Annotated in this window: 22 protein-coding genes; 5 read left to right on the forward strand and 17 right to left on the reverse strand. The window is 62.6% G+C overall.

Annotated features, from left to right (window positions below):
- Nucleotides 1–16: 16 nt before the first annotated feature.
- Nucleotides 17–1,537, reverse strand: a complete 1,521-nt coding sequence (gene exaC / locus BR71_RS06650) for an acetaldehyde dehydrogenase ExaC (RefSeq protein WP_019100764.1) — start codon at nt 1,535–1,537, stop codon at nt 17–19.
- A 374-nt stretch (nt 1,538–1,911) separates the two neighbouring features.
- On the opposite strand from exaC, the gene BR71_RS06655 reads away from it, so the two are divergent.
- Entirely contained in the window at nt 1,912–3,723 is a 1,812-nt protein-coding gene (locus BR71_RS06655) for a sigma-54-dependent Fis family transcriptional regulator (RefSeq protein WP_043634579.1), read from the forward strand.
- An 87-nt stretch (nt 3,724–3,810) separates the two neighbouring features.
- Here the strand turns inward: BR71_RS06655 and BR71_RS06660 are convergent, their stop codons facing one another.
- The 8 genes from BR71_RS06660 to BR71_RS06695 all read right to left on the reverse strand — a co-directional run bounded on the left by BR71_RS06660 (nt 3,811) and on the right by BR71_RS06695 (nt 12,281).
- Entirely contained in the window at nt 3,811–5,583 is a 1,773-nt protein-coding gene (locus tag BR71_RS06660) for a ricin-type beta-trefoil lectin domain protein (protein ID WP_043634584.1), read from the reverse strand.
- A 117-nt stretch (nt 5,584–5,700) separates the two neighbouring features.
- A complete protein-coding gene (gene nagA, locus BR71_RS06665; protein WP_043634587.1) occupies nt 5,701–6,858 on the reverse strand; it encodes an N-acetylglucosamine-6-phosphate deacetylase in 1,158 nt (385 codons plus the stop codon).
- 263 nt (nt 6,859–7,121) lie between these two features.
- Entirely contained in the window at nt 7,122–7,574 is a 453-nt protein-coding gene (gene agaF / locus BR71_RS06670; protein WP_043634590.1) for a PTS galactosamine/N-acetylgalactosamine transporter subunit IIA, read from the reverse strand.
- Nucleotides 7,575–7,678: 104 nt separating this feature from the next.
- Nucleotides 7,679–8,554 (reverse strand): PTS N-acetylgalactosamine transporter subunit IID, encoded by an 876-nt coding sequence (gene agaE / locus BR71_RS06675; RefSeq protein ID WP_043634593.1) that lies wholly within the window; start codon nt 8,552–8,554, stop codon nt 7,679–7,681.
- On the reverse strand, nt 8,544–9,326 hold the full coding sequence (agaW, locus tag BR71_RS06680) for a PTS N-acetylgalactosamine transporter subunit IIC (protein WP_240314916.1): 783 nt from the start codon (nt 9,324–9,326) through the stop codon (nt 8,544–8,546). Before agaW ends, agaE begins: the two co-directional genes overlap by 11 nt.
- Entirely contained in the window at nt 9,323–9,820 is a 498-nt protein-coding gene (gene agaV / locus BR71_RS06685) for a PTS N-acetylgalactosamine transporter subunit IIB (RefSeq protein ID WP_043634597.1), read from the reverse strand. The genes agaW and agaV overlap by 4 nt, the downstream gene beginning before the upstream one ends.
- Before the next feature lie 8 nt (nt 9,821–9,828).
- Complete coding sequence (locus tag BR71_RS06690; protein WP_043634600.1) at nt 9,829–10,989, reverse strand: SIS domain-containing protein; 1,161 nt, start codon at nt 10,987–10,989, stop codon at nt 9,829–9,831.
- A complete protein-coding gene (locus BR71_RS06695) occupies nt 10,986–12,281 on the reverse strand; it encodes a D-tagatose-bisphosphate aldolase, class II, non-catalytic subunit (protein ID WP_043634603.1) in 1,296 nt (431 codons plus the stop codon). The genes BR71_RS06690 and BR71_RS06695 overlap by 4 nt, the downstream gene beginning before the upstream one ends.
- A gap of 271 nt (nt 12,282–12,552) precedes the next feature.
- On the opposite strand from BR71_RS06695, the gene BR71_RS06700 reads away from it, so the two are divergent.
- Nucleotides 12,553–13,353, forward strand: coding sequence for a DeoR family transcriptional regulator (locus BR71_RS06700; RefSeq protein WP_043634606.1), 801 nt, complete (start codon nt 12,553–12,555; stop codon nt 13,351–13,353).
- A gap of 51 nt (nt 13,354–13,404) precedes the next feature.
- Here BR71_RS06700 and BR71_RS06705 read toward each other — a convergent pair whose 3' ends face one another.
- From BR71_RS06705 to BR71_RS06720, 4 genes are all read right to left on the reverse strand, one after another.
- Nucleotides 13,405–14,013 carry a 3'-5' exonuclease gene (locus BR71_RS06705; protein ID WP_179140771.1) on the reverse strand — a complete coding sequence of 203 codons (609 nt, stop codon included), beginning with the start codon at nt 14,011–14,013 and terminating at the stop codon, nt 13,405–13,407.
- Nucleotides 14,013–15,818, reverse strand: a complete 1,806-nt coding sequence (locus tag BR71_RS06710; protein ID WP_043634829.1) for a putative nucleotidyltransferase substrate binding domain-containing protein — start codon at nt 15,816–15,818, stop codon at nt 14,013–14,015. Before BR71_RS06710 ends, BR71_RS06705 begins: the two co-directional genes overlap by 1 nt.
- 67 nt (nt 15,819–15,885) lie before the next feature.
- Nucleotides 15,886–16,665: a class II glutamine amidotransferase gene (locus tag BR71_RS06715; protein ID WP_043634609.1), complete on the reverse strand. Its 780-nt coding sequence runs from the start codon at nt 16,663–16,665 to the stop codon at nt 15,886–15,888.
- Nucleotides 16,666–16,942: 277 nt separating this feature from the next.
- Nucleotides 16,943–17,833: a DMT family transporter gene (locus tag BR71_RS06720; protein WP_043634612.1), complete on the reverse strand. Its 891-nt coding sequence runs from the start codon at nt 17,831–17,833 to the stop codon at nt 16,943–16,945.
- Nucleotides 17,834–17,970: 137 nt separating this feature from the next.
- Here BR71_RS06720 and BR71_RS06725 point away from each other — a divergent pair, with 137 nt between their 5' ends.
- The 3 genes from BR71_RS06725 (at nt 17,971) to BR71_RS06735 (ending at nt 21,105) form a co-directional block, all read left to right on the forward strand.
- On the forward strand, nt 17,971–18,771 hold the full coding sequence (locus BR71_RS06725; protein WP_043634615.1) for an AraC family transcriptional regulator: 801 nt from the start codon (nt 17,971–17,973) through the stop codon (nt 18,769–18,771).
- Between the two features lie 80 nt (nt 18,772–18,851).
- The gene (locus tag BR71_RS06730) at nt 18,852–20,093 is read left to right on the forward strand and encodes a GNAT family N-acetyltransferase (RefSeq protein WP_052370387.1); all 1,242 of its coding nucleotides are present in this window, start codon (nt 18,852–18,854) and stop codon (nt 20,091–20,093) included.
- A gap of 67 nt (nt 20,094–20,160) precedes the next feature.
- The gene (locus BR71_RS06735; RefSeq protein ID WP_081862576.1) at nt 20,161–21,105 is read left to right on the forward strand and encodes an MFS transporter; all 945 of its coding nucleotides are present in this window, start codon (nt 20,161–20,163) and stop codon (nt 21,103–21,105) included.
- Between the two features lie 302 nt (nt 21,106–21,407).
- On the opposite strand, the gene BR71_RS06740 is transcribed toward BR71_RS06735, so the two are convergent.
- From BR71_RS06740 to BR71_RS06755, 4 genes are all read right to left on the reverse strand, one after another.
- Entirely contained in the window at nt 21,408–21,686 is a 279-nt protein-coding gene (locus tag BR71_RS06740; protein WP_043634618.1) for a type II toxin-antitoxin system RelE/ParE family toxin, read from the reverse strand.
- Nucleotides 21,686–21,955: a CopG family ribbon-helix-helix protein gene (locus BR71_RS06745; protein WP_043634622.1), complete on the reverse strand. Its 270-nt coding sequence runs from the start codon at nt 21,953–21,955 to the stop codon at nt 21,686–21,688. Before BR71_RS06745 ends, BR71_RS06740 begins: the two co-directional genes overlap by 1 nt.
- A gap of 52 nt (nt 21,956–22,007) precedes the next feature.
- Nucleotides 22,008–22,373 carry an AcrVA2 family anti-CRISPR protein gene (locus BR71_RS06750; protein ID WP_482764007.1) on the reverse strand — a complete coding sequence of 122 codons (366 nt, stop codon included), beginning with the start codon at nt 22,371–22,373 and terminating at the stop codon, nt 22,008–22,010.
- Nucleotides 22,374–22,533: 160 nt separating this feature from the next.
- A complete protein-coding gene (locus BR71_RS06755; protein ID WP_052370388.1) occupies nt 22,534–23,520 on the reverse strand; it encodes a DNA-binding protein in 987 nt (328 codons plus the stop codon).
- Nucleotides 23,521–23,536 lie beyond the last annotated feature (16 nt).

Raw genomic sequence — 23,536 nt, forward strand, 5'->3', positions numbered from 1 at the left:
TTCATTGATGGAAGGACTAGAAGAAACCCAGCGGCTTGCGGTCGAAGCTCACCAGCAGGTTCTTGGTCTGCTGGTAATGGTCCAGCGCACGTTTGTGGGTTTCTCGGCCGATGCCGGACTTCTTGTAACCGCCGAAGGCCGCGTGGGCCGGGTAGAGGTGATAGCAGTTGGTCCACACCCGGCCGGCCTTGATCGCGCGGCCAACGCGGTAGGCGCGGTTGATGTCATGGGTCCACACGCCGGCGCCCAGGCCGAACTCGGTGTCGTTGGCGATGGCGATGGCTTCGGCTTCGTCCTTGAAGGTCGTGATGCTGACCACCGGGCCGAAGATCTCTTCCTGGAATACCCGCATCTTGTTATTGCCCTTCAGCAGGGTGGGCTGGATGTAATAGCCTTGCGCCAGCCCGCCTTCCAGCGGCTCCAACTTGCCGCCGCTCAGCACTTCGGCGCCTTCCTGGCGCGCGATGTCCAGGTAGGACAGGATTTTATCGAATTGCTGTTGCGAAGCCTGGGCGCCCACCATGGTATCGGTGTCCAGCGGGTCCCCGCGCTTGATCGCCGCTACCTTCTTCATCACCTCGGCCATGAAGGCCGGGTAGATGGATTCCTGCACCAGCGCGCGCGACGGGCAGGTGCAGACTTCGCCCTGGTTGAAGAAAGCCAGCACCAGGCCCTCGGCGGCTTTCTCGATGAAGGACGGCTCCGCCTGCATGATGTCTTCGAAGAAGATATTGGGCGATTTGCCGCCCAGCTCCACGGTGGACGGAATGATGTTCTCCGCCGCGCATTGCAGAATGTGGCGGCCCACCGGGGTGGAACCGGTGAAGGCGATTTTGGCGATGCGCTTGCTGGTGGCCAGCGCCTGGCCGGCCTCCTTGCCGAAGCCGTGCACCACATTGATCACGCCCGGCGGCAGGAGGTCGCCTATCACCTCCATCAGCACGGCAATGCCCAACGGGGTTTGTTCCGCCGGCTTCAGCACCACGCAGTTGCCGGCGGCCAGCGCCGGCGCCAGTTTCCACGCGGCCATCAAAATGGGAAAGTTCCACGGGATGATTTGGCCCACCACGCCCAAGGGTTCGTGGATGTGGTAGGCCATGGTGTTGTGGTCTATCTCCGCCGCCGTGCCTTCCTGGGCGCGGATGCAGCCGGCGAAGTAGCGGAAGTGGTCGGCCGCCAGCGGGATATCCGCGTTCAGCGTTTCGCGCACCGGTTTGCCGTTGTCCCAAGTCTCTGTGACGGCCAGCACTTCCAGATTGGCCTCGATGCGGTCCGCAATTTGCAGCAATAGATAGGAACGCTGTTGCGCCGAGGTCTGGCCCCAGGCATCGGCGGCGGCGTGGGCTGCGTCCAGCGCCTTGTCGATGTCGGCGGCGTCGGAACGCGGAAACTCGGCGATGGGCTGACCGTTGACCGGCGAGGTGGTGGTGAAATGCTGACCGTTGACCGGAGGCGTGAACTCGCCGCCGATATAGTTGCCGTAGCGAGGCTTGAAGGCGATCAGCGCGCCGGGCGTGCCGGGGTGAGCGTAACGCATGGTGTTTCTCCTGTTATGAATAGGCCGGTTGCCGCGCGGCGGCGGCAGTGGCTCAGCAGAAAGCGTGCCAGTGGCGGAGGTCTGGCGTGCATGTTGCAGTGCAAAACACAGTATGCCCAGCGTATGCGGCTATTCTGCCCATCACGCGTTGCGGCGCGGCATGGCTCGGCAAGCGCCAGGCGGGCCACCTGTCCCATTGGACGCGGCGCAAGCTGTTGCAAAACGCTACAGTGTCGCGCTTGATGCGACATGGGTGCCGGCGTGCCGCATGTTAAGGTGACGCGTGGGTTCATCCGCCGTCGCAACCGTCTTCGTTCCGTCTCGCGGCACTTGCGAGACCTTGCGCCGGCTTTCATGACCGGAGGGAGTTCACCATGGATCATCCCATCGCTTTGCCCGTGGAACGGGCGCGCCGCAGCTTCTTTCAGCAAGGGCTGGCGCCGGCGGGGCTCAGGGGCGAAATCGCCCAGTCTTGGCAGCGTTGCCGACAACAAGCCTTGCCGCCGCAGGCCGCGCGGCAAGAGGACGGCCTGGAGGGCGCGGCGCTGAACGCGCTGCGCGAGGCCAACTCGCTGCTGCTGCGGCTGGCTCAGCCCGAGCTGGACGGGCTGGGGGAGCAAGTCATCGACCGCCGCGGCATCGTGCTGCTCAGCGATGCCGACGGCGTGATTCTCAACGCCGCCGGCTGCCCCGGCTTTTTGCCCAAGGCGGAACAGGTGGCTTTGTTGCCCGGCATGGCCTGGGGCGAGCGGGACCGAGGCACCAACGCCATCGGCACCGCTCTGGCCTTGGGCGCGGCGGTGCAGGTGAACGGCGGGGAGCACTATCTGGCCAGCAACGTTGGGATTTCCTGCTCGGCCGCGCCCATTTTCGCGCCCAACGGCCGCCTGGCCGGCGCGCTGAACATCAGCAGCGACGCGCGCGCCCATGACGCGCACGCGCTGGGCCTGGTGAGGCTGGCCGCGCGCCAGATTGAACACCGCTGGCTGGCCCGATCGGCCTCGGAGCATTGGCTGGTGCGCTTCCATTTGAACCACGCTTTGCTGGGGTCGCCGCGCGAAGGCGTGCTGGTTTTCGCCGATGAGGTGCTGGTGGAAGCCAACAGCTGCGCGCTGGCCTGGCTGGGCCTGGTTTGGGCGGACCTGGGCCGGGTGCGCTTCGGCCAGCTGTTCGACGGCGAGCTGGAACCGGCCGACGGCTTGCGGACGCGGCTTAGCCGGCGCGGCCAGCATTTTCATTTGTGCATCACGCCTCCGGCGCGCAAGGCCTTGGCCGAATGGCAAACGCCCAAGACCGAGGCGGCGGCGCGACCCTCTGCCGAGTTGCAGCGCGCCGTCAAAGTGCTGAACGCCGACATCCCGGTATTGCTGCTGGGCGAAACCGGTGTGGGCAAGGAGGTGTTCGCTCGCGCTTTGCACGCCGCCAGCCGGCGCGGCCGCGGCCCCTTCGTCGCCGTCAACTGCGCGGCGATCCCCGAGGCGCTGATCGAATCGGAGCTGTTTGGCTACGAGGAGGGCGCCTTCACCGGCGCGAGGCGCAAGGGCATGGCGGGCAAGGTGCGCGAAGCCAGCGGCGGCGTGTTGTTCCTGGACGAGGTGGGGGATATGCCGGCGGCGATGCAGGCGCGCTTGCTGCGCGCCTTACAGCAGCGCGAAGTCACGCCCTTGGGGGGAGGTCAAACGCATGCGGTGGACTTCGCGCTGATTTGCGCCACCCATCGCGACCTGGCGGCGATGACGGCGTCCGGCGAGTTCCGCGCCGATCTGTTCTACCGCTTGCAGGACTACCCGGTACGGCTGCCGCCCTTGCGCGAGCGCGACGACCTGCCGCGCCTGATCGACGAGATGTGGGACGAACTGGGCGCGGAACAACGCGGCGTGCGCTTGGGCGGACCGCTGCGCGCGGCTTTGCAGGCCTACAGCTGGCCGGGTAACGCGCGCCAGTTGTACAGCGCCTTGCGCACCATGTTGGCCTTGGCCGACGATGGGGCGGTGCTGGGTGAAGAGGACCTGCCGTCCGGCTGCCGGGTCGATGCCCCCCGAGCTTGCCCTACGTTGACGGTGGGCCGCGACGAGTTGATCGAGCGGGCGCTGGCGCGTTGCCAGGGCAATGTCAGCCGCGCGGCGGCGGAGCTGGGGGTGGCGCGCAGCACAGTGTACCGGCGGCGCAAGCAGGCGCCGAGATAGAACGGGCGTGGCCTGCCAAGGCAGGCCAGCCAGGTTTTCAGCGGTTTTGCTTTTTTCGCTCTTGTTTACGAGACGTTGAGCGAGTGCTTACAGCTTGGCGCCGTGAGGCGCGGACCAGATCTGGTTGACTTGCGGGGCCGTCTCCGCGGCGCAGCGATAAGTATTGACGCGGGCGCCGGCAACCGAGATTGCGCCTTCGAAAACATCCAGGCAACCTTGGCTGTTTTTCAGATTGCCGGTCATGGTGTAGGTGAAGGCTTGCTTCCGGTCGTTTGGATTGCAGGCGTCTAGCTTAGCCCATTGCGAGTTGGATGAGTTGGCCGGTCCATTGGCGGACAGACAAAAATTAGAGTTCAAGAGTCTGATCCTGCCATTGGCCTGGCGCTGCCATTGTTGTTTGGCTGAGTTAGAGCAGTTGTCGATGATGATGCCCGCGCCGGGCTTGGCCGAGCCCTCCACCGATAAGCACTTGGCGGCCACGTCAAAGCTGGGCTGAACCGTCTGAATCTGGCCGGTGGGGGTCAGCGCGCCGCCGCCTACGACTCTGAGCATCATATTGTCGTGGGGAGCGATCCGCATCGTCACGGCCTTCACAGAGGACTGGCTTGCCCCGGTCCACAGGTGGTGCACGGTGTAAGCGCCGTTGGCCGCGGGTGCCAGGCCCAGTGTCGCGAGTTTCAGCGTATAGGTTTGCTCGCTAGCGTTCTTGTTCAAGACCAGGGCGGCCAGGCTGCCGTCCTTCAAGGGTTTGACGACGACGTCGAAGCCGGCGTTGGTGGCGGGGTTGTCGCGCAGGACGCGGTAACCGCCGGCGCCCAGGGGGTCCTGGTTGACCGCGATCACGCGCTTATTGCTCAAGATGGCGAGCGAATCCTTGAGGTGCGCGGTTTGAGGGTTGACCATTTTGCGGACGTCCGCGCTGATGAACAGAGGCGCGCCCATGATGGACCACAGGCCCATTTGACTTCTTTCTTCGCTGGTGGACAGGCCGTTATCGCCTAGCATGAGTTGGTCGGCGTCGTTCCAACTGCCAGGGCCGACATAGCGCGACAAGGCGATGGTGCTGTCGTAGCTTTGATAGACGCCGATTTCATAGCCTGCCTCCTTGAAATCCCAAGGGGAAACCGGGGGCGCCGTATCATGCGTGATCTTGATGTCCGGTCCCACCCGCCACATCTGGCCAAGTTTTTTGGCCAGCGCGAGCGCGGTGTATTTGGCGGGAGATTGAGGGTATTGGCCCGCCGGCAAGGAGGGGTCGAACACAATGGGCCGTCTGACGTTTTTCAGCGCCGCCTGCATTTGCGTATCCAATGTTTCCAGGGACACGCCGCCTTCTGCGCCGCAGTTGTCCAACTTGAGAAAATCCACGCCCCAGAACGCATAGGAGTTGGCGTCGGCCTGTTGATGTCCTTGCGCGCCGGCTGGCTGTCCTTGGCAGGTTTTTGCGCCGGCGGTGTTGTATACGCCGCCCAGCAGACCAAGATTGTGCAGGGTGTTCATATAGCCGGTCAGCTCATAATCAAAGCCAGGTTGTTGAGAGCCGGACCACTTGGTGTCGCCATGCAAGTAGCCCGCCGAGTTGCGCATCATCCAGCAGTCGTCAACCACAACGGTTTTGTAGCCGGCCGCGCTCAAGCCGGAGTCGTGCAGCGCCCGGCCCTGGTCCTCCATGAAGCGCTGGAAGGAGTAGGCCGCCGGGTTAGAGCCGTCTAGCGGTTTCTGCGGAACGCACTGAAACCTGGCCCAGTTATTGAAGCCCATGGGAGGCAGCGGCGCCAAGAGCTGCGCTTGAGCGGCCAGGCTGCACCAGGGCAGCGCCAGAATGGGCAGCAGGCTGCAACGGGAGAGTATGCTGGACATGTCGATTCCTTTATTGGCTTGCGATAGTCAAGAACCTGGGTGTTGAAACGGAAGGTCAAGCAACGACAACATGCGGCCCCGCATCCTTCTTGTTTTTCTATCCGCGCATTTCGCAGTTCACGCTGAAACCGGGGCGGATATCTTGCCTCTCACTTGGCGGCCCCGAACCCATAGCGCCTGCAGTTGCATCCGGGCGTCCAGCGCCAGCGCATTGGCGCGTTTGCCTATCGTCAGGGATCCCAGTTCATGATCCATGCCCAATAGCCGTGCAGGGTGCAGGGAAGCCATTTCGATAGCGGAAGCCAAGTCCGCGCCGGCCAGCTCCACCATATTGCGCACCGCATCCAGCAGCCCCAGAGTGCTGCCGGCCAGGCTGCCGCTGGCTGTGCGCACAATGCCTCCCCGCATTTCCACCATGCTGCCGGCCAGTTCATAAGCGCCGTCCGGCATGCCGGCTGCGCGCATCGCGTCTGTGATCAGCAGCAGGCGTTCGCCGGCGCAGCAGCGGCATAATCGCAAAATGGCGGGGTGAACATGGTGGCCGTCGGCGATCAGCTCCAGCCAGGCCTTGGGGTGAGCCAAACCCGCGCCGGCCATGCCCGGCGCGCGATGGTGCAGGCCGCTCATGCCGTTGAAACAGTGCACAAGGCCGGATGCGCCGGCGTCCAGCGCGGCTTGGGTTGTGGCGTAGTCCGCGCCGGAGTGTCCCAGCATGACCCGCACGTTCAAGGCGCTCAGGTAATGGATGGCGGTGATGGCATGCGGCTTCTCCGGCGCCAGCGCCACTACCTTGAGCGAACCGGCCGCGCAATCGTTCAGGCGGGAAAGCTCCGCGATGTCCAATTCGCGAAACCAGCGCTCTTCATGCGCTCCTTTGTGGCGGGGGGTAAAGTAGGGGCCTTCCAGATAGCTGCCCAGGATTTCCGCCCCGGGCGGCGTTTCATGGAGTACGTCCGCGATCAAGGCCAGCACTTGTTCCAACTCTGGCAGCGGGGCGGTGACGGTGGTGGCCAAAAATGCGCCCACGCCTTCATCGGCCTTGGCCGCCGACAGCGCGCGCAGCGAAGAGGCGCGGCAGTCCATCACGTCCACGCCTCGCCCGCCATGCACATGAGTATCGATCAGGGCGGGAACCAGCCACTCGGCGTCGTACCGCTCGTAAGCGGACGGAAGGGGCTCTATCGCTGTAATGACGCCGTTTTCATGGGCAAGAAGCTGATGCTCCCGCCAGCCCTGCTCGGTCAATAAGCGGCGTGCGCGGATGATGCTGCTCATGGTGAACTCCGGTTGATGCGGGCTAAAACCTGCTTGCGATCTGCTGCGCGTCGGCGAGATCGTTAGGCGAGGGCCTTGAAACCTGCCTCGTTTGCGAGGCTTTGAACAGGTTCTAGAACGTGTTTACGATCTCGCGAGCTAAGGCGAGACAAGGCGAAAGCCGTTGAGAAAGCGGAATGCACAAGCAGTACATGAGCATTTCGAAACGGTACTCACCGTGCCACGCCTCTCAACGCGCAGCAGATCGCATATAGGTTCTAAGCTCAGATGCCGGCGCCGGGCGCGCTATCCAGCCAGCGCGGCTTGCTTGGTTTCTGCAGTTCATCGGCAAGGCTGGTCAAGCCGCGGCGGCCGCAGTCCAGCGCTTGCTGGCGGAAGGTTTCCAGATTTTTGCCGTTACGTTCTCCCAGCATTTCCACCGCCAATTGCAAATTGACTCCCGTCAACACTTCCACTTTCACATGGCGGTTTTGCACCGCCAGCGTGGAGGCGATGCGGAACGGCGTGCCTCCGAGAAGGTCGGTGAAGAACACCACGCCTTGCACGTGATCCAGCAAAGCGAGCGCATCGCGGCATTGCTGCTCCAACAAAGCGGTGGAGGAGGTGGAGGGGAAGTCTATGGCGATGCAGTTGTGCTGTTCGCCCAGTATTTGTTCGGCGGCGCTAAGCAGGCCGCTGGCGAAGCGGCCATGACCACAGAAAATGACGTTCAACATCGGTTTGCTCCGGTTGCAGGGGCCAAGGCCCCGTGGTTGATGCTTATGCCGTGCTGAGGCAATAAGGACGGGCGTGGTGGTCGCCGATACGAGGCAAGTCATACTTACAGAAAGCCGCCAAAGGTGCCGGCCACGCCCAAGGCCAGGGTGATGACGATGAGCCGCAAAGGACTCCAGCCGCGGCGCACCAGCATATACATCGCCAGGGTGTAGGCCAGGGGCAGGCAGGCGGGCATCAGCTTGTCGATCACGTCGGTCTGCAACTTGACCACCGCGTCGCCGGCGGTAATTTTCAAGGGGGTGGAGAGGCGCACGTAAGTGGCGACCAAGGCGCCGATCACGGTTATGCCGACAACGGAGGCGGCGTGAGCGGCCTTGAGCGTGTTGGCTTTGATCAAGGGAATCGCCGCGATGCCCATCCGGTACGCGTAGTGAGCCAGGGAGAAGCGCAGGCCGAAGTGCACGGTGTTGAACAAGGCGAAGAAAAGCACGGCGCCCAGCGCGGAGCCTTGCAAGGCGAGATCGGCACCGATGCCTCCGCAGATAGGAAGCAAGGTCAGCCAGAACATCGCATCGCCGATGCCTCCCAGCGGGGCGCCCAGCGCGATCTTGGCACTCTGGATGCTGTTGACGTTCTGTTTGGAGCGTTCCATCGCCAGGACGATGCCCATCACGAAGGTGACCAGGAAGGGGTGGGTATTGAAGAAGCCCATATGCCCCTTCATCGCGCGCGCCAAGTCTCTTGGGTGGATATGGATTTTACGAAGCGCCGGAATCAGACCGTACAGCCATCCCGCGCCCTGCATTCGCTCGTAGTTGAAGGAGGCCTGCAACAGCAGGGAGCGCCAGGCGAAGCGATTAATGTCCTGCCGCGTCAATTCCGCGCCAAGGCTCTGGTCTTCGTAGCGGTCGTCATCCATGTCCGCGGCACGGGATTCCGCCTGCTGCGGCAAGGGTTGGGTCATAGTGTTAGATGCCATCTTCCGCTGCCTCCTGAGGCGCGCGCGGCGGCGTTTGACCGCCTCCTTTGCGCATGATGTCTATCATCGCCATGGCCAGCGCGGCGGTGGCGATGGCCAATACCGGCATCTTGAGCCAGGCCGCGGCAACGAAGCCGAGGATGAAGTAGGGGATATAAACGTTTTTCATCATGATTTTGAGCAAGACGGCAAAGCCGATGGCGGGCATGATGCCGCCAGCGACGCCAAGGCCGTCGATCAGACGCTTGGGTAGCATGTCGATCATCGTTTTGCTGTGCTCGGCTCCAAAGTAGATGGGCAGAAAGGCGCAGAGAAAATAGAAAGAACCCAAGGCCAGCAAGGCCAGATAATTCACCCGTTCAATGCCTTTGTAGTCGCCGGCGGCGGCCATGCTGTCGCAGCGCGACATCACGCCGGACATCACGGAAAACAGAAAGGTGATGCCCATCTGTACCGCCACGGCGAACGGCACCGCCACGCCAACCGCCACCTCGGGCTTGACACCGGTGGTGATGGCGAAAGTGGCGCCGACAATGGTGCCGATGATGACGTTGGGTGGCTGCGCGCCGGCCAGCGGGGCAAGCCCCATCCACACCAGTTCCAGCGTGCCGCCCACCAGAATGCCGGTGTGCGCGTCGCCCAGAATCAGGCCAACCAAGGGTCCCAGCACCACGGGCCGGTGAAAATGGGTAAGGCCGTTGAACAGGTCCAGCCCGGCGGCAAAGGCGAGCAGGCCCAAGGCCAGGCCTTGTAACAGACTGATCTCCATCATGACTCTCTTTCTTCTTGGTCTTGCAACAAGGGATAGACGTCCTGTTCCGGCTCGGTGGGCACGCCTTGGATAAAACATTCCACGCCTTTTTCGCGCAGCGCCCGAAAGTCGCGCACGTCCTGTTCGTCTACCGATACGGTTTTGTAGAGCTGACGCTTGCCGTTGGCGTAATGCATATTGCCGACATTGATGCGTTTGATCGGCACGCCGCCTTCGATCAATTGCAGAAAGTGCCCGGGAGTCTTGCAGACGATGAGGATTTTTTGCCGATCCGCGGCCAGGTGAATCTGGTCGATCACTTTTTGCAGCGGCCAAAACCGGATGGCGATGCCCTCGGCCAACACCATCTCCATCAGGTTTTGCTGGAGGGTGTCCGCGGCCACTTCGTCATTGGCCACCATGACCAGGTTGGCGCCGGCGAAACCCACCCACTGCACGCCCACCTGTCCATGCACCAGGCGTTCATCGATGCGACTCAATACGATATTCGGCATTTCGCCTCCTAAGCCTCGGAATAGGGATAAATAGTGACGCCTTGCACCACGCGGTTGACATGTCCGTCGGGAGAAGGCGAGTCCGGAGAGATGCCCAGCAGCAAGGAGGCTTCAAAAGCCATGTACTGCAAATACGGCAGATAGCAAAAAGCCAGACTCATATCGTCGCCTTCTCTTCCTGGCGGCAGATACAGCCGTTCGCCGGCATCGATGACGGGATCGTGGCGGTCGGCCAGCGCCACGACTTGTTCCGCTCGCGCGTCTCGGCGCAGCTCCTTCAGCAGGTCCAATTCGTAACGGCGCACATGCGGCTGGTTGGAAATCAGCTGTATCACCACCGTCCGCTCGTCAATGACGGACTTGGGTCCATGGCGAAAGCCTATGGCGGAGTCGAACAAGGCCACGATGCGGCCCGCGCTTAACTCCAACATCTTGAGCGCCCCTTCGCGCGCGATGCCCTTGAGTTCGTTGCTGCCGAGATACACCACGCGTTTTGGCGGAGCAGCCGCCCAGCCAGCCAATTGCCGCGGCAATGCGTCTATCAGATGCCGCCCGCGCTGGAGCATGTCCAGGCATTCCGCGGCGTTGAAGCGTCGCGGCAGCAGAATGGCCAGACAAGCAAGCAACATGCAGCTAAGGCTGCTGGTCATGGCGAAGCCGCGATCATTGCTGTCCGGCGGCATCAGCACGCTTAGCGCGCGCGGGTTCTCCAGGCTGCCGCGATAGAGTTCGCCATGCTCGCTGCAGGTCAGCACCAAGTGGCGGCAGGAGGGTTGCAAGCTGTCTGCCAGCTTTATGGCCGCCAGACTTTCCGGACTGTTTCCGGAGCGGGCGAAAGAGACCAGCAGAGTGGGGCGCTTGGCGTTGAAGTAGCTGGCGGGGGAGGTGACGATATCGGTGGTGGCGATGGACTCCACCTGCCTGCCAAGATGGCGGCTGAGATAGGGCGCGAGCGTTTCGCCGACGAAGGCGGAACTGCCTGCCCCAGTCAAAATGATGCGCAAATTGGGGTGGGCGAGCAGCGGCGCAAGAAAGACGCTGATGGATGGTCGTTCGGCCTCGACGATGTCCAGTGTATCGGCCCAGGCGAGCGGCTGCTGGTCGATCTCCTGGGCGGTGGCCAGCCCTCCCGCCTTCACCAGGCCTTCACGGCTATGTCCCAGAATCATGGCTGTTTCTCCGTCTCCGCCCGACAGGCGGCCGCGTAGGGGCGCAGCACCTCTTGGATGCAATCAATGACCAGCGCCTTGGGCTTGGCCTCCAGCGTGCCGGCGCGCACGCGCTGATACTGGGCGGGCAGATACTGGCTGAGCAAGGTTTCGGGCAGGGTTACGGCGGACAGGTTGTTGAGCAGTGTCTGGCAACTGGCCTCGACCGCCGGGATGGGCCAGTAATAACGAATGCGGTCCGAATAGCTGAAACTGCGGGCCAGCCGGCATTCTGTCTGGCTGCCGTGATAATGACTTTGCCAGAAGGCGGGGCGCTCCAGCATCGATTGCTCCAGAACCTTGCGTAAATGGGAGCGCTCTTTTTCCGGCAGCAATTCGTTTTCGATGCCGGCAAGCGCGTACAAAGCCTCGCGCAACGCGAAAGTAAGAGCCGGGCCGACCTTGAGGATGGCGAAATGATCGCGGACCAGCTGACGGTAGGCCGTGGGAGTTTGGTAATCGGTGGAATGGGCTTCGTAAACCAGGCCCGGATGTTCCTCTATCATGCGGCTGAGCGCGGCGGCGGCGGCGGGCTGGTAATTGGCCACGCTGATGTGGTTGAACTCTACGCCGGGCTGCACCACCAGCGCGATCACGCGCGGCCAGGCATCGCTCAGGCCCGCGGCGGCAAAGGCCTCGCGGTGCGCAAGAAGCGTGCGCTCGGCGGCTTCCGGCCGCGTGACTGCAAGCTCATCCAGATGTTCCTGCGCGCCGCCGGGTGTGGGCACTTCGGTGCCTACCACGTATAGAATCTCGCTGCGGCCATACAAGTGCCGGCCAACTTCCTCCGCCACACAGGCGAGGTCCGCCGCGCGCGCGGCGACGAGCGTGTCGTCCAGCGGGAGTTCATCATCGGCGCAGGCCATGCTGCAATCGAGATGCAGTTTTTGGAAGCCGGCGGCCACATAGGCGGCGATCAAATCGCGGGCATGTTCCATCGCCTCAGCGGCGGGCAGGCTTTGCCAGCGATTGGGGCCGAGGTGGTCGCCTCCCAAAATCAGCTTGTTGACGGGGAAGCCGCAGTGTTGCGCTAGTTGGATCAGGTGTTCGCTAAAACCGCTGGGTCTCATGCCGGTGTAGCCGCCAAACTGATCCACCTGATTGGACGTCGCCTCTACCAGCAGGGGAGTCTGATTTTCGCGTGCCTGTATCAGTGCGGCTTCCAGCACAAGGGGGTGGGCGGAACACACGGAAAAGATGCCTACGTGCTCGCCTTGCCTGTGGCGCCGCACTAGCTGTAGCAGGGGGTTCATTTGTTGTCTCGCTAGTTAATGGGAACGATTTTTGATTTCGTTTTGTTTCTTCTTATGGTATTTTTCATGCTTTTTAAGCTAAACGAAATGCATTGGTGATTTCAATAGCCAAAACAAGAAAGGAAAAGAAAGATTTTGATTTGTTGCTTTTTTGCCGAAGTGGGCGGGCGCGGCAGGCTGTGGAATAATGGCGGCAGGGCAGCCGGAAGGCGCTGATTTTGAGTCGCGTCAAAAGAAAAGAAACCGAAACTGCGTACTGCGGGAGCGCAAGATGATAGAAAGCAAAAACAGTGTCAGCACCAGCGAGCGCCGCGAGCGCATCGTTCAACAATTGAACAAGCACGGCAGCGTGCAGGTTTCCGAACTGGCCGCGCAGTTTCAGGTGTCGTCGGTCACCATTCGCAATGACTTGGCGTTTTTGGAAAAGCAAGGCGTAGCCACCCGCTCTTATGGCGGTGCGCTGGTGTTTGATTCGATGCCCGCGCCCAAGGAACGCGCCATTTCAGACAAGAGCCTGCTCAATGCCGGCGTCAAGCAGCGAATCGGACAACTGGCCGCCAGCCTGGTTGCGCCGGGCACGCGCGTCATTCTCGATTCCGGCACCACGACCCAGCAAATCGCCAGTTGCCTGCGCTCGCATCAGGATTTGATCGTCATGACCAATGGGCTGAATATCGCGAATGTCTTGGCGGATGCGCCAGGCGTGGAACTATTCACGACGGGAGGCCAGCTGCGCCGCACGTCGCTGTCTTTCTACGGCACCCAGGCCGAGCAGTCCCTGCGGGACTATCATTTCGATCTCTTGTTTCTCGGCGTGGACGGGCTGGATTTGGAGCATGGAGTCAGTACGCATTATGAGGCGGAGGCCAGGCTTAACCGCTGCATGTGCGAGGTGGCCGACCGCGTTGTGGTGGTGACCGATTCCAGCAAGTTTCGCCGCACCAGCTTGCACAAGATTCTCGACACTCGCCGGATCGATACTTTGATTACCGATACCGGCATTCCTTCGGACTACCTGGCCGGCCTGCAGCAGGCGGGCGTGAAGGTGATGCAGGTAGAGGCGGGCGTGTAGACGGGAAGGTCCGCCAGGTTCGCGGCAGGGAGGCGGTGTTGAAACGCCTCCTCAGCCATAGCCGCGTTGTTTCAGCGCCAGGTAGAGCATGGCCGCGTTGATGGCGTCGTTGAGCGCGTCGTGGCGCGGCGGCGCGGGCATGTCCAGATCTTGGCAGATGCTGGCCAGCCTAAGGTCGATGTGGGCGTCCGGGTTCTGTCTCAGCTTGTAGTCGTAATAGCGTCCGGAAATCTCAATGCGCCGCTGTGGCAGAGGCACGCCCAGCCAGGGGCGGACGTAGCGGTTGAGCACCGCCAGGTCGTATTCCAGGTAATAGCCCAGCAGCGGCCGGCCGCCGATGAAATCCAGCAGCCGCCGCACGGCGTCCTGGGCCGGCAGGCCCTGGCTGACATCGATAGGCCGCAGACCGTGGATGCGCACATTGTCCGCCTGGGGCGCTTGTTCCGGGCGCACCAGCAGATAGAGCGCCTCGCTGGCGAGGATGCGGTTGCCGCGCAACTTGACCGCGCCGATGGATAGCAGTTCGGCGTCCGCCGGATTCAGGCTGGTGGTTTCGCAGTCCAGGCTGACCAGTTCGTCCGGATGCTCGCGATACATCTCGGCGTAAGCCGGGTCGCGCAGCCGGCGTCGCTGCCATTGCCGCAGCAGGGCGGTGAGCATCAGAAGCTGCCCAGCCGGTAATGGTGGCGTAACTGCGCCTTGAACCGCTTGACCACGCCCAGCGTGTCCTTGAGCAGGTCCCGTTCCAGTGAGGACAGCTTTTCCGGCTCCAGTAGATTGTCGGCCGGTTTGCCGGCGGCAAGCCGCTCCAGCCCCTGATCCAGCCGCAGTTGCATCAGATAGGACAGCGCCTCGCCCACGTCCTCGGCCAAACCCCGCTCCAGCCGGCCCTGCGCCACCAGTTCCTGCAGCCTTTGCTGCGAGTTATTTTCGCTCACGCCATATTCCAGCGCCAGCGCGCGGATACCGTGCACCAGAGGAAAAATGCCGCCTTTTTTCAGGTCCAGCGCGGCGCGGCCGTCACGGTCGCGAGTTTGCAGATGGGAAAACAGGCCCAGCGGAGTGTCGAACTGTTCAATGGCGCGGGCGAAACGGGAGAAGAAGCCGGCGTCGTCGCGCAGGGTGGCGCGCAGATAGTTTTGGGCGTCCTCCAGCAGGGCCGGATCGCCGCAGACGGCTTCCGCGTCCACGAAGATGGCCAGCCGCATCAAGGCGTCTCCGTCCGGGCGGTGCACCCAGCGATGGAGGCGATCGCGCAGCTCTGCGCCGCTGAAACGCCAATCAGGGTGGCTGAGCATGATGTTTCCGGGACAGGGCGGGTAGCCGAAACGGGCCAGCGCGGCGGAAAAGGCCTGACAGCTGGCTTCCAGTTGCGGCCATGGCGCGCCGTCGCGCAGCAGCAGCGCGTTGTCCTGGTCTGTTTTGAGGATCTGCTCGCCGCGCCCTTCCGAACCCAGCACCAGCAAGCAGCTGTTGGCCACCAGCTCCGGCGGCGCAATCAGCCGCCAGGCGCGGGCGAACAGCCGGGCGTTGAGGCTTTGCACCAGCCTGCCCAGTTGCAGCGCCTTGACGCCGTGGCCGGACAGGATGCGCACCAGCCGTGGAATCTGCTCCGCCACCTCCGTCAGTTCGTCCAGCGTGGCCGCGCGTTCCAGCCGCTGCGCGATCAGGTGGGAGTGGTTGGAAAAGTAGGAGAGCACGTCCACCTGGGCCAGCATGCTCACCGGCTCGCCGTGTTCGGTTACCACCAGGCGGCGCAGATTGCGGCGCGTCATCAGCAGCAGGGCGTTGAACAGGAAGTCGTCGATGTCTATGGTCAGCAGCTCGTACTGGCAGTATTCCGCTGCTGGCGCGTCCGAGGGCACGCCGTTGAGCACGATGTCGCGAAAGTCCGTGGTGGTGAGGATGCCCAGCCGCCCGTCGCCGCGCAGCAGCACGGACTTGGACTTGTGCGCTTTCATCGCCGCCGCCGCATCGCGCAGGCTGGCGCCGCCATCCACAAACACCGGCTGGCGGCCGCCGACGTCGCGAACGGTGGCCGTCAGCAAGGTTTGCAGCTCGCGCTGTCCCGCCCGCTGCGCCAGCCGGCCCAGCTTTTCCGACACGCTGGCGTAAAAGTAGGCGCCGAAGCGCGGGTTGCTCTCGGTCAGCGCCAGCACTTCCGCGCGCGGCAGGCTGTAGAGCAGCGCCTCTTCCTGCGCGATGAAACTGTGGGAGGTCTGGCCAGCGGCGGTGGCGCGGGCGTCGAAACCGTCCTGGGCACGGTACAGCGCGACGATTTCGTCGCCGGCCATTTCCCTCACCACGCCCTTGATCACCACGTACAGAGCCGTCACCGGCGCATCCGGCGTTAGCACGGTTTGTTCGCTGGCGTAGAACAGGATGTCGGCGCAAGCCTCCAGGCGCAGGCGTTCGTCCGGACTCAGGGCGTCGAATGGGGCGTAGCTGAAGTCGAATCGCTGCATGGCGGCCTCGCAGAACAAGACATTGCCGCCAGCATAACACCGGAGGCAATGGCTTGTCGGCGGGCGTTCAGCCGGGCAGGTGTTGCGACAGCGGGGAGCCGTCGCGGAACAGCAGCAGCTCGCCGGGGGCGAGTTGCGTCCAGTTTTCGTTGTCGGTCAGCGGCTGGGTGGCGATCACTGCCACGCGGTCGTGCGGGGTGGTGACCGAGGCGAAATCCACGCTAACGTCGTCGTCCACCAAATGCGCGGTGTTGAACGGCGCCTGGCGGATGATGTAGTGCAGATGGGTGGAGCAGTGGGCGAACAACACCTCGCCGTTGCTCAGCATGAAGTTGAACACGCCGTGGTTGGAGATCTCCGCCGCCAGCCGCGCCACTTCGGCGAATAATTCGTCCAGCTGCGGTTGCTGGCACCATTTGGCGCGCAGCCGCTCCATCAGGTGGCAGAACGCCCGTTCGGAGTCGGTGCTGCCCACCGGGTTGTAATGGCTGCCGGCCTCGGGCTGGAAGTTTTCCAGGTTGCCGTTGTGGGCGAAGATCCAGTAGCGACCCCACATTTCTCGCATGAAGGGGTGGGTGTTGGCCAGGTTGACCTCGCCTTGGGTGGCTTTGCGGATATGGGCGATCACGTTTTCCGACTTGATCGGATAGTTGCGCACCAAGTGGGCCACCGGCGATTCCACGGACGGTTTGTCGTCTAGGAAGATACGGCAGCCCTTGTTCTCGAAAAAGGCGATGCCCCAGCCATCGGCGTGGTGGTCGGTCTGGCCGCCGCGACGGTGAAAGCCCTCAAAGGAGAACAGGATGTCGGTTGGAGTATTGCAATTCATGCCCATTAACTGGCACATGGTTTTGGGTTCCACGGTAGAGAGGTTGTCATGGCCGGCCGCGCCGGCTGCGGTTTTGTTACAGAGCTTAGGCGATAAGCGGGGCCGCGGCAATCCCGCCGCACCGGCCGTGGAGCCCGGGCGCGGCGGCGGAATGGGCGCTCAGAACCTGTTTACGATCTGCGGCGCGTCGTGAAGCGTTGCACGGTGAGTACGAGCCAAAAATGCTCATGTACCCCTCGACCATTCCGATTTTTCGCTCGTTTTCGCCTTTCCTCGCGAGATCGTGAACGCGCTCTCAGGCCGCGGAACGGGCGAGACTGCGCAATTTGGCCCAGCCGCCCTGGCTCAGGCTGACGCCCAGCAGGATCAACCCGCCACCCAGCCAGTGGTAATCATGGATGGTTTCGCCCAGCAGCGCGCTGGCGATCAAGGCGGTGAACAAGGGCAGCAGATTCATGAAGATGGCGGTGCGCTCGCTGCCCAGACTCTGGATGCCGCGCATCCACAGATACGGGGCCAGCACCGAGGAGGCGATCCCGGCGAAGGCGACCAGCCCGGCGCCTTGCGGCGGCACCGCCAGGCTGTCCGCGCTCATCGCCACCGGCACCAGCATCAGCACGGCCAGCAATACCTGGATGTATAGATTGGTCCAGCTGCCGAAGGGCGGCGCCCAGCGGCGCAGCAGAATGCCGTACAGCGCGTAGGAGACGGAGCCGGCCAGCATCAGCGCGTCGCCGCGGTTCACGCCGCCGCTAATCAGGTCCAGCGGCCGCCCCTGGCCCAGCAGATACAGCACGCCCAGCAAGGACACCGCCACGCCGAACAACGCGTGCGCGCCGGTGGGCTGACGGAAGACGGTCGCGTTCAGCGCCAGACCCAGCAGCGGGATCAAGGCGCAGATCACGCCCATATTGGTGGCGCTGGTGCTGTGCGCGGCGTAATAAGCCAGACATTGGTACATCACCATGCCGAGCGCGGCCAATATGGCGAAGCGGCCCAGCCAGGGTCGGATGGCGCGCCATTGGCGCAGCATCGGCCGCAGGCTCAGCGGGGTGAGAATCAAGGCGGCCAACAGCCAGCGGTAGAAGGAAATGGCGGCGGGATCCAGCGCCTGGGCCGCGGCTTTGGACACCACGGTGTTGGCGGACCAAATCATCACTGCCAGCATGGGAAACAATGAGTTCATGGGAGGGCTCCGGATGCGGCTCTCGTTCCGACGCGCGGTAGAGAGTACAGAAAAGCATTGACGGTAGGCAGTGTACCGCTGTCTGATTCAATGCATATAATGCAAAACAGACAAGACGATAGCGGGAAACCGACAAATTGGACTACTCAGAACTGGACCAAGGCTTGCCGGAACCGGCGCCCATCCACCTGCGCTACGACCAGCTGACGCCGCAAACGGAGTTTTCGCCGCACAGCCATCCCTGGGGGCAATTGAACTGCATTAGTCTGGGCGTGATAGAGCTGAGCTTGATCGAGCCTGGTCAGGCCGAGCGCGCGTTGGCGGCGCCGGCGGAGTTCCTGATCTGGGTGCCGGCCGGGATTCGCCATTCCGCTTCGGTGCGCCAGGCCATGCGCTACACCTCGGTCTACGTCGGCGCCGAGCAGGCCGCCGGCTTGCCCGCCCATCCTTGCCTGATTCCGCAAACGCCCTTGCTGCGAGCGCTGCTGGATGACTTCTGCCAGCGCGGCGTCACGTCGATCCGGGATCCGTGGGATCGGCGCCAGGCCGAGCTGCTGCTGGCGCGGCTGTCCCAGAGCGGCCACCAGGATAGCTATCTGCCGGATAGCCGCCATCGTCAATTGGCCCCCATCCTGGCCGCCATCCGGGACAATCCGGCCGATGCCGCCACCTTGGCGCAGTGGGCGCAGCGGGTGCACGGCACCGAGCGCACGCTGGCGCGCCATTTTCAACGCGAACTGGGCATGAGCTTTGTCCAGTGGCGCAACCGGGTGCGCTTGCTCAGGGCCCTGGCCTGGCTGCGCGAAGGGCGTCCGGTGCAGGACATCGCCGCCGATCTGGGCTATGGCACCGCGTCGGCCTTCATCGCGATGTTCAACAAGCAACTGGGCTATTCCCCAGAGCGCTACCGACGCTTGCTGGCCGATGGCGCGCGTTGAGGAATGCTTGTTGCCCTTTTGGCATTGCGGCACACTGGAATGATTGTCAATCATAGAACCAGTCTTCTACGCCCCAAGCCATGAGCAAGAAAATCAAACAACTGGCCCGCCAATTGGGCGACGGCTGGACGCTGCGCCGCCGTTTGCGGCAAGCCAGCGCGCTGAATTTCGCCTTTTCCGAGCGCATAGACTTCCTGAACGGACAGCACTGGGATCAACTGGCGGCCCGGCACGGGCTGCTGATGTCCCGCGATTACTGGCGCGCGCTCGAGCAGTCCGGGCTCGCCAACTTCGACGTGCGTTACGCGCTGGCCTATCGCGACGGCGAGCCAGTGGCGGCAGTGGCGATGCAGCTATTGGAAGTGAGCCTGGAAACCATGCACGCTCACCCCGGACCGCGGCCGGAAGGTTCGCTGCGCGCCGCGCTGGCGCAAAATCTCAAGCCCAAGCTGCGGCAACGGCTGCTGGTCTGCGGCAATATGCTCAGCTACGGCCTGGACGGCGCGGCTTTCGCCGAGGACCTAGACCCGCAGACCCGCTGGCAGGCGGTGGCGGAGATCCTCTACCGCATCCGCCGCGCGGAGAAGCTCAACGGTCAGATCGACTTCGTGCTGGTCAAGGACATGGACGAAACAGCGCGGGAAGACAGTCGGGCGCTGGGCAAGCTCAGCTACAGTACCTTGGAGACAGAGCCCAATATGGTGCTGCCGCTGGCCGAGGACTGGCGCGTTTACGACGACTACCTGGCCGGCATGACCTCCAAATACCGCAGCGGCATCCGCCAGCAGATTTTCAAGCCGATAGAAGCCGCCGGTTGCGAAATCGGCGTGATGACGCCGCAGCAGGTGGACGCGCAGGCGGAGCGGATGCAGCAGCTCTACCTGGCGGTGCAAGACAACGCCACATTGCGGCCGGTCACGGTGAGCGCGGAATACTGGCGGCGGATGGCCGCGCTGGGGCCGGAGCGGGCGGAGCTGCGCGGCCTGTGGCGCGACGGCGCGCTGCTGGGCTTTTTGCTGATCTTGAAAAACGGCGAAGAGATCACCGCCGCGCAGATCGGCTTCGATCGCGCCGCGGCCAAGGAGCTGCCGCTCTATCTGCGCCTGCTGCATTCGGCGATTGAGTCGGCGCTGGCCGCCGGCGGACGGCGGGTGATTTTTGGGCGCACCGCGTTGGAGCCCAAGGCGAGAATGGGCTGCCGGCCGGTGCCGACTTCGCTGTGGATACGCCATCGCCAGCCCATGCTCAATTCCCTGATCCGCAGCAGCTTCGGCATTGTCCAGCACGAGGACGCGCCGACGATCAACCCCTTCAAAAAATAAACGCGCAGCCCTTCGCGCCGCGCGGCGGGGAGGGCGATTGCGATCTTGGTCGCGGAAAGGACCCGATATGACTCAAACCGCGAGCGCCGAAGCGGCGCACAGGCGAAAACTGAACCGCAACGACTGCAAGACGCTGGGCCTGGCCTCGCTGGGCGGGGCGCTTGAGTTTTACGATTTCATCATTTACGTGTTTTTCGCCCTGGTATTGGGCAAGCTGTTCTTCCCGCAGGACATTCCGGGCTGGCTGCGTCAATTGCAGGTGTTCGGCATCTTCGCCGCCGGCTATCTGGCGCGGCCGCTGGGCGGCATCGTCATGGCGCACTTCGGCGACCTGTTCGGCCGCAAACGCATGTTCACGCTCAGCATCGTGTTGATGGCGCTGCCTACGCTGGCGATGGGCCTGCTGCCCACCTATCAGAGCATAGGGGTGTGGGCGCCGATCTTGCTGCTCCTGCTGCGCGTGTTGCAGGGCGCGGCCATTGGCGGGGAGGTGCCGGGCGCCTGGGTTTTCGTCGCGGAGCACGCGCCGTCGCGCCGCACGGGTCTGGCTTGCGGCATCATCACCTCGGGGCTGACCATAGGTATTCTGTTTGGCTCGCTGATCGCGATGGCGATGAACCTGGCTTTCACGCCGCAGCAGCTGGAGGACGGCGCCTGGCGGATTCCCTTCCTGATAGGCGGGGTGTTCGGCCTGGTGGCGATGTATCTGCGCCGCTGGCTGCACGAGACTCCGGTGTTCAGCGAAATGCAGGCGCGCAAGGCGCTGTCCGCCGAGCTGCCCCTGAAGGCGGCGCTGCGGGGCCATCGCCTTGGCATGGCTCTGTCCATGGCGGCCACCGCGATGCTGTCGGTCACCATCGTGGTGGTGATCCTGATGACGCCCACTTTTCTGCAAAAACAGTTTGGCGTGCCGCCGGTGGAGGCGCTGTTCGCCAACAGCCTGGCCATTGTGGGGTATGGCCGGGATGAGGCCAGATTTTCCACATTTTTGTTGGTAACTTATTGTTTATAAACCCATAATTTGGCTTGGGGGAGGTGTGCTAGACCTGAAGTCTGTGACCTTCTGCTTAGGGCCCCAATATGGGACGCTCACACCTTCAATTGATCTGTCAATCAGGGGGCGTAGGTCGAATCACCCGGCCAGCTGTAAGGGTTTGCAATCCAAGTAGGCTCGGCTCGCAATCCAGGCTTGCCGTCGTCTCAAGATTAGCTGCAATTTGCCAGGCGGCTGCGCTCACAATCGTTGCATTTCACCTTGCAATCAAGCCGACGGGTTAACAATGCAGCGTCGCCGGCTCACGCTTTCCGCAACTATCACTGACTCTCGCGTGTGCGCTTCAGTCGTAGCACATAGAGGATGTCGCCCTGCATCTCGTAACGCATCTCGTGTTGTCCTACCAGGAGGCGGCGTACCTCGCGCGGGTTGAATTCGAAAAGTTGCTCGCCCAGGCGCGGATTCTTCACCAAGGTCGTGATCGGTGCTGCCGTCAGCCACTGCACTGTCTTCGTAGCCGCCTGCTTGTTAACGAGCGCGAAGAATTCATATAGCCGCACCAGGTCGGATAGATCTTTACTGGTCCATTTCACTTCCATCAGCGCGGCACCGGCAGGGGGGTGTCGGTGCTCAGGCTATCCGCCCAATCTTGCACCGCCTGGTGGCTGATCACGTTGCCGGCATCCACGTCGGCCAGCGCTTCGCGGGACAGTCGGTCACGTTCTTCTTCCTGCTCGACCCAGGCTGAAAGCGCTTGCTCGATGATCCTGCCGCGCGAACGTTCCAGGCGGTCGGCCATTTGATCAATCTTCTCGGCCAATGGGATGGGAATGTGTGCGGTCACAGTACGAGTGTCTGTTTGTGCCATGATGTTATCTCCTTGCTAGATTGCAACGGCCACAGGCACTGCCTCGGCCGCATCAGGTGTATCGTTGTCCGGGGCTTAGGCTCTCATGCCAGTGCGCGCGGCGGATATGGGGTCTGACCGTGGAGCCAGTCTCTCCCTCGCTTTCTCCCGGCTCTTGCTTGGCAGATAGGTCCAAGGCTCTGCCGATACGTAAGCCGACTTCCCAGGGGGCAACTTCCTTGGCGGCGAGCCAACGCCGCTTGGTGCCAAAGAACTTTGCCTTGGGCGTCGGCGGCGTCCAGTTGTCAATTTCGGGCTGTTCCGAACGAAGGTACAGCAGCAGGGACAGCATGCTGGATACTTGATGCTCGAGGACTTCCTTCGTCCCCTTGTAAGGGTTGGCAGGGATTCGTGCAAACAGCCGTTTCTTAAATAACAAATTGTTTACATTGTGTTTTTATGCTTCGCGTTGACTGGCGGCTCTATGCAGCCCAGACCACTCAAGTCGTGCAATATTTGCACAACTTGAGGTCCACTTACTGAATCAGAAACAAGTTCGTGCATTTTTTGCACAAACTAGTCAGGGCAATGTGCAAATTTTACACATTGCTTTCTGGTGCAATGGCAGCCCCCCCGGTCAGAGGCTCGGACATTCCGCTGTCTCCGTCTTTCTCCGCTGTGACAGCAGCAGACATGCCATGCAGCAACTGCCAGAGTTCTTCACGGCTGGCGCTGAGCTGTTTCAAGCGCTCATCAAGCGCAGCCGCATGGGTTTCCAATTCGATCACGCGCGCTTGTAAGGCTTCTCGCGCCTTGCCATTCACCTCGGCCTCTCGCTCGCAGCGGTGCAATTCTTTGCGTGTGGCTACCAACTCTGCCCCCATACGGGCCGAATCCTGGTAGGCGTGCGTCAGCTCGTTCTGCTTGACGATCAGGGTTTGATTGGCGGTGCGTAATTCGGTTTGCAGTTGCTGGAGCTGTTGTTCGTGCCGGCGCTGCTCCTGGTCACGCTGGTCTTTGACCGAGGCGCGGTAGTGGTCGAGGGTTTCGCGGGCATGAAGGTGCTTGTCCTCTAATGATTGCCGGTGGGTTTCGTTTTCCGCCAGACGCACGCGTAAATCAGTCAATTGCTGCTCCAACTGGACGTTGTGCAACGTCATGTTTTGCTGTGCTTGCCGGGTCTGTTCGTGTGCAGCCTGCTCCGTCCGCAAGGCGACTTCGGTACGTTGCAGCTGGCTGCTGAAGTCTGTCAACTCCAGCTGGAGAGCGGCAATGGTCTCATCACGCTGCGCCAGTTGTTGCGCAGCGGTGGATTGCTGCTCAACCAGGCGTGCCCCGGCTTCTTCATGCAGTCGCTCGGCCAGTCGGCCGACCAGGTCCTGGATGGCTTCGCTGGTGGCTACGCCCCGGCCGAAACCCGCGCCTTCCTCCTCTTCCAATTCCCGCAAATAGCGATGGATGGTGGTTTTCGAGCCGGTATTGCCCAGTTCGGCGCGGACGGCGTCGATAGATGGGTTACGCCCCTGCGCCAGCAGCGCATCGCGAGCTTTCTTGACTTCGGATTTGTAGATGCCTGCACGGGCCATGAGAGGTCTCACACGA

The organism is Chromobacterium haemolyticum DSM 19808, from assembly GCF_000711885.1.
Classification (GTDB): Bacteria; Pseudomonadota; Gammaproteobacteria; order Burkholderiales; family Chromobacteriaceae; genus Chromobacterium; species Chromobacterium haemolyticum.

Excerpts from the sequence above, each read along its gene's own strand:
- BR71_RS06690 (WP_043634600.1), bottom strand. The coding sequence starts at position 10,989 with ATGATTCTGGGACATAGCCGTGAAGGCCTGGTGAAGGCGGGAGGGCTG.
- agaE (WP_043634593.1), bottom strand. The coding sequence starts at position 8,554 with ATGGCATCTAACACTATGACCCAACCCTTGCCGCAGCAGGCGGAATCC.
- BR71_RS06660 (WP_043634584.1), bottom strand. The coding sequence starts at position 5,583 with ATGTCCAGCATACTCTCCCGTTGCAGCCTGCTGCCCATTCTGGCGCTG.
- BR71_RS06755 (WP_052370388.1), bottom strand. The coding sequence starts at position 23,520 with ATGGCCCGTGCAGGCATCTACAAATCCGAAGTCAAGAAAGCTCGCGAT.
- BR71_RS06730 (WP_052370387.1), top strand. The coding sequence starts at position 18,852 with ATGAGCAAGAAAATCAAACAACTGGCCCGCCAATTGGGCGACGGCTGG.
- nagA (WP_043634587.1), bottom strand. The coding sequence starts at position 6,858 with ATGAGCAGCATCATCCGCGCACGCCGCTTATTGACCGAGCAGGGCTGG.
- BR71_RS06695 (WP_043634603.1), bottom strand. The coding sequence starts at position 12,281 with ATGAACCCCCTGCTACAGCTAGTGCGGCGCCACAGGCAAGGCGAGCAC.
- BR71_RS06715 (WP_043634609.1), bottom strand. The coding sequence starts at position 16,665 with ATGTGCCAGTTAATGGGCATGAATTGCAATACTCCAACCGACATCCTG.
- BR71_RS06700 (WP_043634606.1), top strand. The coding sequence starts at position 12,553 with ATGATAGAAAGCAAAAACAGTGTCAGCACCAGCGAGCGCCGCGAGCGC.
- exaC (WP_019100764.1), bottom strand. The coding sequence starts at position 1,537 with ATGCGTTACGCTCACCCCGGCACGCCCGGCGCGCTGATCGCCTTCAAG.
- BR71_RS06720 (WP_043634612.1), bottom strand. The coding sequence starts at position 17,833 with ATGAACTCATTGTTTCCCATGCTGGCAGTGATGATTTGGTCCGCCAAC.
- agaW (WP_240314916.1), bottom strand. The coding sequence starts at position 9,326 with ATGATGGAGATCAGTCTGTTACAAGGCCTGGCCTTGGGCCTGCTCGCC.
- agaV (WP_043634597.1), bottom strand. The coding sequence starts at position 9,820 with ATGCCGAATATCGTATTGAGTCGCATCGATGAACGCCTGGTGCATGGA.
- BR71_RS06740 (WP_043634618.1), bottom strand. The coding sequence starts at position 21,686 with ATGGAAGTGAAATGGACCAGTAAAGATCTATCCGACCTGGTGCGGCTA.
- agaF (WP_043634590.1), bottom strand. The coding sequence starts at position 7,574 with ATGTTGAACGTCATTTTCTGTGGTCATGGCCGCTTCGCCAGCGGCCTG.
- BR71_RS06745 (WP_043634622.1), bottom strand. The coding sequence starts at position 21,955 with ATGGCACAAACAGACACTCGTACTGTGACCGCACACATTCCCATCCCA.
- BR71_RS06710 (WP_043634829.1), bottom strand. The coding sequence starts at position 15,818 with ATGCAGCGATTCGACTTCAGCTACGCCCCATTCGACGCCCTGAGTCCG.
- BR71_RS06655 (WP_043634579.1), top strand. The coding sequence starts at position 1,912 with ATGGATCATCCCATCGCTTTGCCCGTGGAACGGGCGCGCCGCAGCTTC.
- BR71_RS06735 (WP_081862576.1), top strand. The coding sequence starts at position 20,161 with ATGACTCAAACCGCGAGCGCCGAAGCGGCGCACAGGCGAAAACTGAAC.
- BR71_RS06705 (WP_179140771.1), bottom strand. The coding sequence starts at position 14,013 with ATGCTCACCGCCCTGCTGCGGCAATGGCAGCGACGCCGGCTGCGCGAC.